The 15,718-nt window shown below is 34.7% G+C and carries 14 protein-coding genes; 9 read left to right on the plus strand and 5 right to left on the minus strand.

Annotated elements, in window-relative coordinates; all coding sequences use genetic code 11:
• The first annotated feature begins 48 nt into the window (after positions 1-48).
• From secA to WC622_RS00360, 9 genes are all read left to right on the plus strand, one after another.
• Positions 49-3,351 (plus strand): preprotein translocase subunit SecA, encoded by a 3,303-nt coding sequence (gene secA / locus WC622_RS00320; protein WP_372816157.1) that lies wholly within the window; start codon positions 49-51, stop codon positions 3,349-3,351.
• A gap of 104 nt (positions 3,352-3,455) precedes the next feature.
• Positions 3,456-3,896 (plus strand): SPOR domain-containing protein, encoded by a 441-nt coding sequence (locus WC622_RS00325; protein WP_372816159.1) that lies wholly within the window; start codon positions 3,456-3,458, stop codon positions 3,894-3,896.
• A gap of 20 nt (positions 3,897-3,916) precedes the next feature.
• Positions 3,917-5,098, plus strand: coding sequence for a M20 family metallopeptidase (locus WC622_RS00330; protein WP_372816161.1), 1,182 nt, complete (start codon positions 3,917-3,919; stop codon positions 5,096-5,098).
• 61 nt (positions 5,099-5,159) lie between these two features.
• Positions 5,160-6,104, plus strand: a complete 945-nt coding sequence (locus WC622_RS00335) for a hypothetical protein (RefSeq protein WP_372816163.1) — start codon at positions 5,160-5,162, stop codon at positions 6,102-6,104.
• 101 nt (positions 6,105-6,205) lie between these two features.
• Positions 6,206-7,774, plus strand: a complete 1,569-nt coding sequence (locus WC622_RS00340) for a serine hydrolase (RefSeq protein WP_372816165.1) — start codon at positions 6,206-6,208, stop codon at positions 7,772-7,774.
• Between the two features lie 2 nt (positions 7,775-7,776).
• On the plus strand, positions 7,777-8,445 hold the full coding sequence (locus WC622_RS00345; protein ID WP_372816167.1) for an SGNH/GDSL hydrolase family protein: 669 nt from the start codon (positions 7,777-7,779) through the stop codon (positions 8,443-8,445).
• A 47-nt stretch (positions 8,446-8,492) separates the two neighbouring features.
• Positions 8,493-10,433: a DNA primase gene (dnaG, locus tag WC622_RS00350; protein ID WP_372816169.1), complete on the plus strand. Its 1,941-nt coding sequence runs from the start codon at positions 8,493-8,495 to the stop codon at positions 10,431-10,433.
• Positions 10,433-10,798 carry a YraN family protein gene (locus tag WC622_RS00355; protein ID WP_372816170.1) on the plus strand — a complete coding sequence of 122 codons (366 nt, stop codon included), beginning with the start codon at positions 10,433-10,435 and terminating at the stop codon, positions 10,796-10,798. The genes dnaG and WC622_RS00355 overlap by 1 nt, the downstream gene beginning before the upstream one ends.
• Positions 10,776-11,876 (plus strand): glutaminyl-peptide cyclotransferase, encoded by a 1,101-nt coding sequence (locus tag WC622_RS00360; protein ID WP_372816172.1) that lies wholly within the window; start codon positions 10,776-10,778, stop codon positions 11,874-11,876. Before WC622_RS00355 ends, WC622_RS00360 begins: the two co-directional genes overlap by 23 nt.
• Here WC622_RS00360 and WC622_RS00365 read toward each other — a convergent pair.
• The 5 genes from WC622_RS00365 to WC622_RS00385 form a co-directional block, all read right to left on the minus strand.
• Positions 11,873-12,238 (minus strand): DUF4251 domain-containing protein, encoded by a 366-nt coding sequence (locus WC622_RS00365; protein WP_372816174.1) that lies wholly within the window; start codon positions 12,236-12,238, stop codon positions 11,873-11,875. The two genes, WC622_RS00360 and WC622_RS00365, sit on opposite strands and share 4 nt — an antisense overlap.
• Before the next feature lie 297 nt (positions 12,239-12,535).
• Entirely contained in the window at positions 12,536-13,000 is a 465-nt protein-coding gene (locus tag WC622_RS00370; protein ID WP_372816175.1) for a ubiquinol-cytochrome c reductase iron-sulfur subunit, read from the minus strand.
• Positions 13,001-13,012: 12 nt separating this feature from the next.
• On the minus strand, positions 13,013-13,954 hold the full coding sequence (locus tag WC622_RS00375) for a DUF5777 family beta-barrel protein (protein ID WP_372816176.1): 942 nt from the start codon (positions 13,952-13,954) through the stop codon (positions 13,013-13,015).
• Between the two features lie 2 nt (positions 13,955-13,956).
• The gene (locus WC622_RS00380) at positions 13,957-14,520 is read right to left on the minus strand and encodes a YceI family protein (RefSeq protein ID WP_372816178.1); all 564 of its coding nucleotides are present in this window, start codon (positions 14,518-14,520) and stop codon (positions 13,957-13,959) included.
• A complete protein-coding gene (locus WC622_RS00385; protein ID WP_372816180.1) occupies positions 14,498-15,715 on the minus strand; it encodes an outer membrane beta-barrel protein in 1,218 nt (405 codons plus the stop codon). The genes WC622_RS00380 and WC622_RS00385 overlap by 23 nt, the downstream gene beginning before the upstream one ends.
• Between the last annotated feature and the right edge of the window lie 3 nt (positions 15,716-15,718).

The raw sequence follows: 15,718 nt of genomic DNA on the forward strand, positions 1-15,718 counted from the left end.
GTTGCAAATTGAACATTTTAAGAATAATATAAAACACAATCATAAAACATGTTAGGATTTTTAGCCAAGATATTTGGGAGCAAATCAGAAAGAGATATTAAAGCATTACAGCCTTTAGTAGACCAAATTAACGAAGAATACGCAAAACTTTCGTCATTAAGCAACGACGAATTACGCCATAAAACTGTTGAGTTTAAAGCAACTATTGCTGCGGCATTGGCCGATATTGATGCGAAAATTGCAGAGACTAAACTTAAAGCAGAAGCACAAGATTTAGCATTACATGAAAAAACCGCTTTATACGATGAGGTTGATGCGCTTATTAAAGAACGCGATGTAGAATTAGAAAAGGTGCTATTGCAAATTTTACCATCTGCCTTTGCAGTTGTAAAAGATACTTCACGCCGTTTAAGTGAAAATGAACAGTTAGAAGTTACCGCTACACAATTTGATAGAGATTATGCAGCTCGCAAAAGCAATGTGAAAATTGTTGGGGATAAAGCATATTGGGCTAACAGATGGGATGCATCGGGTACGGAGGTAGTTTGGAACATGGTTCACTACGATGTACAGTTGATAGGTGGTATGGTTTTAAATAGCGGTAAAATCGCCGAGATGGCTACTGGTGAGGGTAAAACCTTAGTAAGTACATTGCCAGCGTATTTAAATGCATTGGCTGGTCAAGGTGTGCACATTGTAACGGTGAATGATTATTTAGCTCGTCGTGATAGTGAGTGGAATGGTCCGTTATTCGAGTTTCATGGCTTGAGTGTAGATTGTATTGATAAGCACGAACCGAACTCACAAGAACGTAGAAACGCTTATTTAGCAGATATTACTTACGGAACAAATAACGAATTTGGTTTCGATTATTTGCGTGACAATATGTCTCAAACACCAGATCAATTGGTACAACGTAAATTGCACTTTGCAATGGTAGATGAGGTCGATTCAGTGTTAATTGATGATGCTCGTACACCATTGATTATTTCTGGTCCTGTTCCTTTTGGAGATCAACATGAATTTCATGAGTTAAAACCACGTATCGAACGTTTGGTAAATGCACAAAAAACGTATGTTTCATCAGCATTAAACGAAGCGAAAAAATTAATTAATGATGGTAAAACTGGAACTGAAGAAGGTGAAGGTGGTTTAGCGTTATTACGTGCTCATCGTGGTTTGCCAAAAAGTAAAGCCTTAATCAAGTTTTTAAGTGAAGGAAGTGTTAGACAGACCTTATTGAAAACTGAAAATCATTACATGGCAGATCAATCTAAGAATATGCCTAAGGTAGATTCAGAATTGTTCTTCTACATTGATGAGAAAAATAATCAAGTTGAATTAACAGAAAAGGGGATTGAGTTAATTACGCAACAAGGTGAAGACCCTAACTTTTTTGTTTTACCGGATGTAGGTACTGCAATTGCTGAAATTGAAAAATCTGATTTAAGCAGCGAACAGAAGATAGCTCAAAAGGATGCTTTAATGCGTGATTATTCTGTGAAAGCAGAACGTATTCACTCTGTTAACCAGTTGTTAAAAGCCTATACTTTATTTGAAATTGATGTAGAATATATCATCGATGAAGGTAAAATTAAAATTGTAGATGAGCAGACTGGCCGTATTATGGATGGTCGTCGTTACTCTGATGGTTTGCACCAAGCAATTGAGGCGAAAGAGAATGTTAAAGTAGAAGACGCATCACAAACGTACGCAACGGTTACTTTGCAAAACTTCTTCCGTATGTACCACAAATTGTGCGGTATGACGGGTACAGCAACAACGGAAGCTGGCGAGTTTTGGTCAATCTATAAATTAGATGTGGTAGAAATTCCTACCAATCGTGTAATGGCTCGTAAAGATGAGCAAGATTATGTATACCGTACCATTCGTGAAAAATACAATGCAGTTGCGGAAGAAATCGTAAAATTAACTGAAGCTGGTCGACCAGTATTGGTAGGTACCACATCGGTTGAGATTTCTGAATTATTAAGTCGTATGCTTAAACTTCGTGGAATTAAACACAATGTGTTAAATGCGAAAATGCACCAAAAAGAGGCAGATATTGTTGCAGAAGCTGGTCAAGCTGGAACAGTAACCATTGCAACCAACATGGCTGGTCGTGGTACCGATATTAAGTTAGGCCCAGGCGTTAAAGAAGCTGGCGGTTTGGCAATTGTGGGTACAGAACGCCACGAATCTCGTCGTGTAGATAGACAGTTACGTGGTCGTGCTGGTCGTCAAGGAGATCCAGGAACTTCACAGTTCTTCGTGTCTTTAGAAGATAACTTGATGCGTTTATTTGGTTCAGAACGTATTTCTAACATCATGGTTAAAATGGGAATTGAAGATGGAGAAGTAATTCAACATTCAATGATTACCAACTCTATCGAGCGAGCTCAGAAAAAAGTAGAGGAAAACAACTTTGGTGTTCGTAAGCGTTTGTTAGAGTATGATGATGTAATGAACTCTCAACGTACGGTTATTTATGCTAAACGTCGTAACGCTTTATTTGGCGATCGTTTGGACGTAGATATGAACAATATGGTGTTTGATGTTGCAGAAGATATTGTAACTGAATACAAAGAAGAAGGTAATTACGAAGGTTTTAGATTAGAAGTAATTAAAAATTTCTCGGCAGATACTGCAATTTCAGAACAAGATTTTAACTCGAAAAACATTCATGCTTTAACAGATACCTTGTTTGAAGAAGTTACTGCTTTTTATGCTCGTAAATCTGAAGGCATTATCAATCAGTCTATGCAAGTGCTAAAACAAGTTTATGCAGAGCGAGGACAACAAATTGAGCAAGTTGTAGTGCCATTTACGGATGGGATTAGGCATATTCAAGTCCCTGTTAACTTGCAAAAAGCAATTGATAATAATGGTCGTGAGGTAACCAAAGCGTTCGAAAAAACTATTATTCTTGCCTTAATTGACGATAGTTGGAAAGAGCATTTGCGTGAAATGGATGAGTTAAAACAATCTGTACAAAACGCAGTGTATGAGCAAAAAGATCCATTAATTATTTATAAAATGGAAGCATTCAACTTGTTTAAAAGCATGTTAAATGTAGTAAATAAAGAAGTTGTAAGTTTCTTATATAAAGGTGGTATTCCTGTTCAGCAAGATGCAGATGAGGTAAGAGAAGCACCTGTGGCTACAAAACAACCAAAATTAAAAACCACTAAACAAGAATTCGGTTCAGAGCAACCAGGTGTTGAGTTTGGCGATACACGTGAGGCTGTTCCACAACAACCCATCCGTAAAGAAGCTACGGTTGGTAGAAATGAACCTTGTCCTTGTGGTAGTGGCAAAAAATATAAAAATTGCCACGGTATAAACGGATAATTTGTAATACCAGATAAGAATGCCGAATTTTGTGAAAAGTTCGGCATTCTTTTTTAACTCCCTAGTCATCGGAGTAAAAACGACGGCAATCTATCTTAATAACTATGAAGAAAATCTATCTGTCTATTATTTTTTTACTGTGCATTCAGTTTTCTTTTGCTCAAACCAAGGGTGAAGTTACGGTTGTTAAAGATCCGTTAATAGATAGCCTAATTGCAAAGCGCATAGAGTTAAATAGAATAAAACCAACAACTACGAACCCAGCAAGTAAGGCAATAGTCTCTGATATGGGTTATAGGGTGCAAGTTTTTTATGGTTCTGATAGACGAGAAGCGTTTAATGAGCAAAGCAGATTTAAAGCACTTTATCCACAATTTCGAACGTATATTACCTATAAAGAACCTAATTATTATTTACGCGTAGGTGATTTTAGAACCAGATTGGACGCTCAACGCTTATTAAATGAATTGAAAGCAAATTTCCCAACACTATTTATTTTCAGAGAAAAGATAAATGCGCCAGATTTAGATGATGTAAATAAGTAGAGCTCCTAACAAATAGATTTATGAAACAGAAGATACAAGAATTATCTGCTAAAATATATAACGACGTTGTTGGCTATCGCCATCATATTCATGCTAATCCTGAACTTTCTTTTAAAGAATTTCAAACCTCTTTGTTTATCAAGGATAAGTTGAAAAAATGGGGAATTGAATTTACGGACATGGCAAATACGGGTATTGTAGGCTTGATTAAAGGCAAAATTCCATCAGAAAATATCATCGCTTTGCGTGCCGATATGGACGCTTTGCCTATTCATGAAGCAAACGACAAACCCTATCGTTCAAAAAATCAAGGGGTAATGCATGCGTGTGGACATGATGTACACAGTTCATCACTTTTGGGAACTGCTTACATTTTAAATCAATTAAAAGATGAATTTGCAGGGACGATTAAACTAGTTTTTCAGCCTGCAGAAGAGGTTTTGCCAGGTGGTGCAAGCATTATGATTAAAGAAGGAGTGCTCGAAAATCCAAAACCACAAGCTATAGTTGGTCAACATGTAATGCCCTTAATTGAAACTGGCAAGGTAGGTTTTCGCTCAGGTATTTATATGGCATCAACCGATGAATTATACGTAACTGTTCATGGAAAAGGTGGTCATGGTGCACAACCGCACCAAAATATAGATCCAGTTTTAATTACTGCACACATCATCGTAGCATTACAGCAAATCGTTAGTCGCAATGCAGACCCGCGTTTGCCTTCAGTTCTTTCTTTTGGTAAAGTGAATGCGAATGGCGCAACTAATATTATTCCTAACGAAGTAAAACTAGAAGGAACGTTTAGAACACTGAACGAAGATTGGAGAAATGAAGCACATAAGCTGATGAAGAAAATGGCGGAAGGCATTGCAGAAAGCATGGGTGGAAGTTGCGAATTTACAATTATGCGTGGGTACCCATTTTTAATAAACGAAGAAAAATTAACAGATAGCGCCCGCACATTTGCCGAAGATTACTTAGGAAAAGAAAACGTTGTCGATTTAGATATTTGGATGGCGGCAGAAGATTTTGCATATTATTCGCAAGTAACAGATGCTTGTTTTTACCGTTTAGGAACTGGGAATGCCGAAAAAGGAACAACGTATTCTGTTCATACACCAAATTTCGATATTGATGAAGACGCTTTAAAAACTTCAACAGGATTGATGGCCTATATCGCTTTAAAACAGCTGGGGAATTAATTAAGAACTTCCAATATTAACAATCATTTTAAAAGGGCAAGATTTTTGCATTTAACAAAACATGAAAAAAATAGTTCTATTATTAGCATTGTCTATTTTCTTTTTAAAAGCTAATAGTCAAGAAATTCCGCGTTTTAATCCAGATACGATCAAAACTATCCAACTAGATTCTGTAGTAGTTATCAAAGCGCAGCGTTTAAATGTAGAACGATTTATCAATGCCATTATTAACGATACTAGTTTTTATCAGGCATTTCGCAACATGAAAAAATACTCTTTCATAGCCGAAAACCGAATTTATACCTACGATAAAAATAACAAAGTTGATGGAAAAGTGTATCGAAAAATCAGGCATAATAACGATGGCCCTTATAAAATGGAATATTTGGTGAAGGAAGATAACGGTAAAATTTACAAGAAGAATGGTAAATACCAGTTGTACACTGTAGAAATGTTCGATTACATTTTCATGAATGCCTATAACACAGATTTTGTTCCAAATGCACCTTCAAGTGATGGTAAAGGAGGCACGAATGAAAGTTATAAGGATAAATTGAAAACCTTAATTTTTAATCCTGGTAGACCAATTAAAGGATTGCCATTTATTGGTAGTAAAACGCAAATATTTACCGCAAATATGCGCCAGTATTACGATTATACTTTTTATAGCGGTACCTATTTAGATTCAATTCCTGTATATCGATTTAAAATTTCTGTAAAACCAGATTTAAGTAGTTGGACAAAAGATGGTTTAATGATTAAAGAATTAGTTACGATTTTTGACAAGAGAAATTTCGAAATTCTTGGTCGTTATGTCGATATGAAATACAGCAATATATTGTTTGATTTTGATGTACAAATGAATATAGAAATGAGTTATTTTGATGAAGTTAAGCTACCTACTAAAATCACTTATCAAGGTAATTGGGATTATCCTTTTAAGAAAGAAGAAAGAGCAAGTTTCTTGGTAGTGCATAAAGATTATAAGTTGGCTAGAGGAAAATAAGTCTTCATCAACACCCACAAAACGCTCTGTAACGACCTAGCTATTAGCCTCGCAAAAACGTAAAAGATTATTATCTTTAAACGTTTAAACAAAATTCCATTATGCAATCACTTTATCGTACTAAAACAAAGTTGTTATTGGCAATTGTGCTGTTTTCAACTGGTAGCTTGCAGGCTCAAATCTTAACTTCTAAACAAATAGATAGCGTAGCAGAAAAAACGTTAAGCACGTTTAATGTGCCTGGTATTGCCGTGGCTGTTATTAAAGATGGCAAGGTTATACATGCTAAAGGCTATGGCGTTCGTTCCATTAAAACAAATTTAAAAGTTGATGAAAATACACTTTTTGGAGTAGCATCAAATACAAAAGCATTTACAGCTGCGGCTTTAGGTATGTTGGTTGATGAGAAAAAATTAACATGGGATACCAAAGTAATAGATGTAATTCCAGAATTTAAAATGTACGATCCGTATGTAACGAGCGAATTTACAGTAAGGGATTTGTTAACGCACCGTAGTGGTTTGGGTTTAGGCGCTGGTGATTTAATGATATGGCCAGATTCATCAACTGTAGATAAAAAACAACTCATTCACAACCTAAGATATTTAAAACCGGTTTCTTCTTTCCGTACAAAATACGACTACGATAATTTAATGTATATCGTAGCTGGAGATATAGTAGCGAGAGTTTCTGGAATGACTTATGAAGATTTTATAGAAAGCAGAATTATAAAACCTTTGGGCATGTCGAAAACTGCGGCATCGTGGTATCGTTTAAAAGATAAATCTAATGTAATTGATGGACATGCACCTTATGAAGACAAATTATTGCCTGTTGGTTTAAGTTTTGGCGAAATTGCAAATTCTGCTGGCGGAATTTACTCTAGCGTAACTGACATGAGCAAATGGGTTATCGCAATGATTAATGGAGGAAAATACGGAGATAATTTAGATAAAAAATTATTCAGCCCTGCTGTAGCTAGAGAACTTTGGACTCCACAAACCATTATTGCAGGTGGTAATCCAAGTAGTTTTAGTAGTTACGGATTGGGGTGGTTTTTAAGCTCTGTAAATGGAAAATTCCAAGCAACACATACGGGTGGTTTATCTGGAATCGTAACGCAGGTTACTATATTGCCAGAACTAAAACTAGGTATTATCGTTTTGACCAATCAACAATCTGGCGCTGCATTTAATTCCATAACTAATTCTATTAAAGATGGTTATTTAGATATTAAAGGCATGGATAGAATTAAAACGTATAACGATAATAGACTAAGAAACGAGAAACAAGCAAAAGAAATTGTTGATAAAATATGGGCAGATATCGCGGCAGCACAGAAATCTAGCAACGTAAAACCTGATATCAAAAATTACTTGGGAATATTTAAAGATGCTTGGTTTGGAGACGTTACCATTAGTGAGTTAAATGGTAAAATGCATTTTCAAGCAAAAAATTCACCAAAATTAAGAGGCGATATGACTTATTATAAAGGCAATACTTTTATAGTAAAATGGTACGATAGAAGTTTGGATGCAGATGCTTTTGTGAATTTTAGTTTAAACAATAATGCATCAGCAGATGGGTTTAAATTGGAGGCAATTTCTCCATTAACAGATTTTAGTTTCGATTTTCAGGATTTGGACTTTAAGATAACCAACAAAAAATAGCAATGATGAAAAATTATATCAAATTAGGCAGACTAGTAGCGTTTTTTGCTATTTTGTCTTTATGCATGGCAATGAAAGCAAAACCTAAAAAAGTCATTTTCTTTGGCGATTCAATAACACAAGCCGGTGTTCAAGGTAATGGTTACATCAATCTTTTAAAAAAGACATTAGATCCAGCTCAATATGAGTTAATTGGAGCAGGTGTCGGTGGGAATAAAGTATATGATCTTTATTTAAGATTAGAAGAAGATGTGTTAAACAAAAAACCAGATTTAGTAATCATATATGTAGGGATAAACGATGTTTGGCATAAATTAGGTGCACATACAGGAACTGATTACGATAAATATTTAAAGTTTTATCAAGCATTGATTAATAAAATTCAGGCTAACGGAAGTAAGGTTGTAATGTGTACACCTTCAGTTATTGGCGAAAAGAAAAATAATGCAAATGAGGTGGATGCAGATTTAAATAAATATGCTGCTGGTATTAGAGAATTGGCTGCAAAGAATAATCTTCCGCTTTGCGATTTAAGAAATGCTTTTACAGCGTACGAGGAAAAAAACAATACTGCAGATATCGAGAAAGGTGTTTTAACAGTTGATAAAGTGCATTTAAACGATGTAGGTAATCAATTGGTTGCCGATACCATGTTACCTTTTATTAAGTAAAGGTAACTTACCTCATTGCAGTATCTCTGAGATCACCAACACTAATTATGATAAATCGCGAAACAATAGACAAAATAATGGATACTGCCCGAATAGAAGAGGTAGTAGGAGATTTTGTACATTTAAAAAAACGCGGTACCAGTTTAATTGGTAATTGTCCTTTTCACGGAGAAAAAACTCCATCATTTCATGTTTCGGTAACTAAGGGGATTTATAAGTGCTTTGGTTGTGGTAAAGGTGGGGATTCGGTTCGCTTTATTATGGAGCATGAGAAATATTCTTATCCAGAAGCGCTTAAATTTTTAGCCCAAAAATATAATATCGAGGTTGAAGAAACAGTTGAAACCGTACAAGACCTAGAAGCACAAAACGCCAAAGAAAGTTTATACATCGTTTCGCAATTCGCGGCTACTTTTTTTGAAGATCAATTATGGAATAATTCAGAAGGCAAAGCAATTGGTTTAAGTTATTTTAAAGAACGTGGCTTTAGAGAAGATATCATCAAAAAATTTAACCTTGGTTATTCGCCAGATGTTTGGGATGCGCTAACTCAAGATGCAGTTAAAAATAAACATGCAGAAGAATACTTAGAAAAAACAGGTTTATCTATCAGAAATGATAAGGGTAAATTGTACGATAGGTTTAGAGGAAGAGTGATGTTCCCGATTCATAATTTTACGGGTAGGGTAATCGGTTTTGGTGGACGAACGCTAAAAACGGACAAAAACGTTCCAAAATATGTGAACTCTCCTGAAAGTGAGATCTATCATAAATCTAGTGTACTTTATGGTCTTTTTCATGCTAAAAAAGCAATTAGAGATTTAGATAATTGTTATTTGGTAGAAGGCTATGCAGATGTACTTTCAGTTCACCAAGCCTATATAGAAAATGTAGTTGCATCTTCAGGTACATCTTTAACCATAGAGCAAATACGTTTAATTGGTCGTTTTACACAAAATGTAACCATACTTTACGATGGAGATGCAGCAGGTATAAAGGCATCTTTACGTGGATTGGATATGATTTTGGAGGAAGGGTTAAACGTAAAAGTGGTTTCTTTCCCGGCAGGAGATGACCCCGATTCGTATATGCATAAAGTTGGTGCGGGAGAATTTAAAACTTATATTGAAGATAATCGTCAGGATTTTATTCTCTATAAAGCAAACATCCTTCTAGCGGAAGCTGGAACAGATCCAATAAAAAGAGCTGGAATTATTAGGGATATCGTAGAAAGTATCGCCAAAATCCCAGACAATATTAAAGCATCAGTTTTTATCCGCGAATGTAGTAGCTTGCTTCAAATTGAAGAGAGAGTTTTGCTGAGTGAGTTAAACACGATGCGAGCTTCGAAATTTAAAAAAGCATCTGCTCCACAAGCAAGAGCATCACAATATCAAGATATGCCACCAGCCGATTTGTTGGCTGATGATGAACCCAAAGTAGCAACTGCTATAGCTTCGAATGATGAGTTGCAAGAACAAGAAATTGTACGGTTATTATTGGCTTTCGGACATGAATTGGTGAGTTGGGATAAGATTGATAACATGTACATCGGTTCTTTTATCATGCAAAATTTAACCGATGTTACGTTTGAGAATGCACTTTGTAAAAGAATTATCGATCACTATAGAACTGAAATAGAAAACGGGCAGTTACCAACAGCGAATCAATTTATAAAAAGCGAGGATAGAGAAATTGCAGATTTAGCCATCACACTTTCTACCTCGCCGTATACGCTAAGTGAAAACTGGTATAATAAGCATAATATTTATGTTCGTGATGAAACCATAAACTTAAAGGCAACTATTTTAGGCGGATTATATCATCTTAAGAAGAGAAAAGTAGATCGGATTTTATTGGATTTACTAAAAGAAATTAAAACGGAAAACGACGCTACTAATCAAGAAATTTTGATGCAACGTTATGCTTTTATAAAAAATGTAGAGAAAGAAATTTCTAGATTTCTAGGTTCTGTAATCGTTAAATAATGGCAATTCATAACGATTTAGGTGTAAAGGGAGAAACTATCGCAAAAGAACATTTAGAAAAAAATGGCTATGAAATATTAGACGAGAATTGGGTGCATGGCAAAGCAGAAGTTGATTTAATAGCATATTTGAATAGACAAATCATTTTTGTTGAAGTAAAAACTCGCAGTTCCATAACTTTTGGTTTGCCCGAAGATTTTGTAAGTGATGCCAAACAAAAACAAATGGAGTTAGCTGCAACTGAATATATAGAATTGATGAATCATCAAGGTGAAATCCGCTTTGATATTATTTCTGTTCTTTTTGATAAACAAAATAATCACACTTTAAAACACATTGAAGATGCGTTCTGGCCTGAAGATTAATCAAATCAAAACCTTATTATTTATTGGAATTCTTGTGGCTTTTTTAGACGCTTGTAAAAACTCATCTATTACCTATCGAAGTTTTCTTTCTCCAGAAGTTGGACAAAATGTTTCTTCTGGAAGTGAATTTGTAGTTAAAATCCTATTTGGAAATGAGAAAAAAGTAGACTCTGTAGTTTATTTACTGGATACTATTAAAGTTGTCTCAAAAACAGATACAACAGCAATTAAATTAAAAACAGAAGGATTAAAGTTAGGTAGTCATTTGCTAACTGCAAAAATCTATGGCGAAGGGGATCCTGAAGAGCTGACTGCAAATATTAATGTTTTAGCTGCAAAAGCCCCAGTAGAATATACCTACAAAGTAATTAAAACCTTACCACACGATACTTCATCTTATGTAGAAGGCTTAGAATATCACAACGATTTTTTTTACGAAAGTGCTGGAGATTATGGACATTCTAGTTTGCGTAAAGTAGAACCATCAACTGGGAAAATAATGCAATCTACACCAGTAGATAAAAAATATTTTGCGGAAGGAATAACTGTTATAGGCGATAAAATTATCCAACTTACGTATCAAGAAAAAATGGGCTTTGTTTACGATAAAGCAACATTAAAAAAGCTTTCAGAGTTCTCGTATACTACGGGAAAAGAAGGTTGGGGTTTAGCTTTTGACGGGCAAAGGATATTAAATACAGATGGTACAGATACCATTTTCTTTTTAGATAAGAATAATTACAGAAGAATTGGATCAATCACTGTCTACGATAATAAAGGGCCAATCGAAAATCTAAATGAACTTGAATTTATTGATGGTAAGATTTATGCGAACGTTTATACTACCGACACTATATTAATCATTAATCCTGAAAATGGTGCTGTTGAAGGTCGAGTAAATCTCAAAGGTATTTTTCCAGTACATGATTACTTTAAAACTGATGTTGAACGAGGAAATAATGTATTAAATGGGATTGCTTGGGATGCTAAAGGGAAACGCCTTTTCGTTACAGGTAAAAAATGGCCAAAAATATTTGAGATAAAATTAATCGAAAGCCCTGTAAATAAACAGCATTAGTCTTTCTTTTTGTTCTCGCTTAAATAACCATTATACATGATCGACTGCTTATTATTGCTAATTATAGTTAGAGTTGCATAACCGGTAGCACTTATACTAAAGCTCATCCTTGCATTGTCTCTTACATCCTTTGTACTAATATTTACATTCCAACCACCTTTTTTGGTTTTTTCAGCATTATAAGTGAAATTTTTGGTTTTAAACTTATATCCATTATCATCTGGATTCATTGAAGCAGAATATGATCTGCCATAGTAAGGCAAATAAGCAACTACACTATCTTTAGTAATACGTACATCATAAGAACTACCGCTAAGATTAATATTTCCACCACCAACATTGCCTGGCATTTTTCGTAACACATCATTAATATCTGTGCTATTGCACTAGTTGCAACAAAAACATAATTTTTTTCTTCAACAATTCTTAAAGTTGTTGCTTTATCAGTTTGCGCATTAGCATTAAGGCCAATAACTGCTAAAATTAGAAGAGCTAGTGTTTTAAGCGTTTTCATAAGAATAAATCTATATATCAATTAAACAAAATAATTGATCCAAAGTTTAATTGAAAACGACAAGCAAATGGGATTAGTATAAATTTATAAGGAATAAGATTGATCAAGGAGAGAAAAATAGCTCCCTCCCTGACCAACCTTAAAACTATGATATAGTAGCAGTTAGTACAGTTCCTGTAATAGAAGTGGCATAAATTTTTAATGCAGTTGTTGCGCCTCCGTCGTTAGGTTGCGCAAGTACAGCTCCTGATGAATTGTATTGAGAACTATGTAAACTACATTGAATAAGATTGCTCGCTTGCACCCAATTTAATGTGCCTCCTTGATGAGGACAAACAGCCTGTGTAGCTACAAAAGATGAAGTTGAGTTTCCTGCAGCTAGGCGAACAAATAATACACCTCCTGTAGAAACAAAAGAACCCACATATGTTAATTGTGAGTTTAAATCCACATTAACTTTAGTTCCAACAGTGCCGCCACCTCCACCTCCACCACCTGGCGTTGGACTTGGGTCATCTGATTTACTTCCGCCGCAGCCAGAAAGGCAACTTCCTGTGCATATCAGAGCCACACCAAGCCCTAAGGATTTGATAAATTCATTACGTTCCATAATTTTCTTTTTTTAGTAAATGGTTGATTTAGTATCTGGGTTTTTGTTTTTGAATAAACTAAAATTTCGAGAGATGGTAAACCCAAAACGTACACCGCCCTCGGTCCATGATTTTTTGGTATTTCCGATATAATTATTTTCTACTATGTATTCTGAATTCATAAAATTGAGTGAGAAAATATGCCCACCAGTTTCAATTTCTAATCCTACACCAAGTGGATTATAAAATACAATAGGTAAATCTTTAGGTCTTGATAAACCATTAACAAATGAATAGTCTGCAACAAATGAGAGCCGTTTTGTTAATTTTATTCTTCCAGCAAAGCCAAGCGAAAATAAATTTTCAGGATCATCTGCGCCAGTTGTTACCGAACGAATTAATAAAGTAGGCATAACTTGAAGCGAAAGTCTTGATGAAAATTTGCGAGAAAAAATAGGCTGAATGAGATAACTTAACCGATCAGAATAGTTATCAAATTCATTTGTAGCAAAAGGCTCTCTAGCTACTAATCCAACTTGTGCCAAAAAGGTTAAATTTATTGGCATACTTCCATCGCTTTTTTGCTGAAGGAATTTTTGTTTTACATATAAATCGTAAAGTTCATCGTGTTTACTTCTACCAAATCCAACTGTTAATTTATCGGTAAAACCATAATCCAGACCAATAAATAAGTCTGTGGCAACATCTAAACCGTACAATGTATGTGCACTACCAAATTGCCCCCCAATGTCTCCAAAATGATGTCGAATTCTAAGATCTAAATCATGTTTTTTCTGTGTTTCTGTAGAATGAGATAAAACAACATGTGTTGATTTAAATGTCGATTTAATTTTATTAAACTTAGCTGTGCTGTCTAATGTATTAAGTAACGAATCTGCTTTTTGTGCAGTCGCCCTTAATGCAATTACAAGTAAGATTAAAAATAAATAAATAAATAGTTTAGGCTTGTTCATAATTACTTATTTAGAAGGTTTAATGTGCCTTGAATGGTTACTTTGATTATTTCAGCAATTTTGGTAAAAACTAGACTCGGAATTTTAATTTCATGTGCAGCACAGGCTACATCGAAGGTTGAGCTCAATGTTGGAGTTCCATTCTTAATGCTAATTCTTCCAGCAATTGTTCTAGGTTTGTCTACACCATGAACAGTAAGTACACCTTTGGCAAAAACAGGATATTCACCATCTTTTTTCCAGTCTATTTTTGGCTCGATTGTTCCTTTAAATTTGGCCACAGGATATTTTTCACTTTCCATGTAGTTTTCATTAAAGTGTTCCTGCATCATTTTTTTATCAAATTCCAAACTTTTAATGGGAACTTGAACAGCTAATTCTTGAGTTTGCACTACTATTACTGCCGTTCCGGTAGTACTAGCTGCTTTGATATCTTCCACAGGGGTGGATGAAAAAATGTTTGTTTTAATATTTTTTCCAACATAAGTTTGTGCGCTTGCAGAAATTATAAATGCGAAATAAAGTAGCAACAATAAAATTAGACTACTGTTTTTTATTGAAATCATAACTCAGTTTTAAGGATACACCACTAGATTTTAAAGGCACGTCACCTTCTCCAATTCCACTTAAAGGAATTTTAACATAAGGCTCGATACCGAAACCCAATTTTTTATTTAATTTGATATTATACGTAGCAGATAAATCTATCACACTTAAAAAGTGCTGATTAGCATTTGTTTTCTCGGTAATTCTATCTTTTCGGCCAGATGCAACAGTATATTTGAAAACATAATTTTCTTTTAGCATCAAATAACTTGATAAACCTGCATTAAGGTTAATACTGCGTTTTTGATTGTCCCATATGTTATATGAAGCTCTTAAAGGAATCTCTAAAACCTTACATGCGGCATTAATTTGTGCAATAGTAGCAGCAGTTGCAGGGTTATTAAACGTGTAATTGTATCCACTAGCTGTATAGTTTTTTGAACCATAAACTAAGCCAGTCTGTACGCTTAGTTTTTTTGTTAAACCCACGCCAACTCCAATACCAAGTGATAAACCACTTTTGCCACCAACAAGAGCATTGGTAGAACTAAAATCTGGACCAGCACTTATGGCTAAACTAAATGGGATTTTGCGTTTAACTTTAATTGACTTTTTAACCTTGGTATCAGTATTATCGCTTGCATCTAAATTGTTAACTTCAGGAGTAACTTGTGCAATAACTGATTCTTCAACTTTGTTGGTCATTTGTTGCTGAGGTATGTTAACAGCTTCTTTTGCTTTTACAATTGCTAGTGTTTTTTGTGCAGTAGAACTATCAATGGGTTTGGCAATAGCATTTTGCGCATTTGTTTGCATAAATGCGCTGTTGAAATGTAAAGCCGTTGCAGCATTGGCATATTTTACAGATTTATCAGTTGCATTAACGACTTCATTATTTTCATTTTTAGCAATTTTTATTTCTTCTTGTCCTGCTGGAACTGATTTTCCTTCTAAATCTTCAACTTTTTTAGTTTCTTGTTTCTTTACTGCAATAACATCATTTTTATCATTGTCTTTGCGGTTAGTTAAATAAAATCCTAACCCAAATGAAAGAAAAAGCAATATGATGCTGGCATTTCTATAAAAAACCAGTCGTTCTCTTTTTCGCAACTTCTTCTCCATCTTCAACCATGATTCTTCCTCAAACTCAAGATACTCTTCAGTTATCCTAGTTTTAAAGGCTTGATCAAAGTCTTCATCATTCAACTCTTTCATTTC

The sequence above is a fragment of the Pedobacter sp. genome, assembly GCF_041662865.1.
In the GTDB taxonomy this organism is placed as follows: domain Bacteria; phylum Bacteroidota; class Bacteroidia; order Sphingobacteriales; family Sphingobacteriaceae; genus Pedobacter.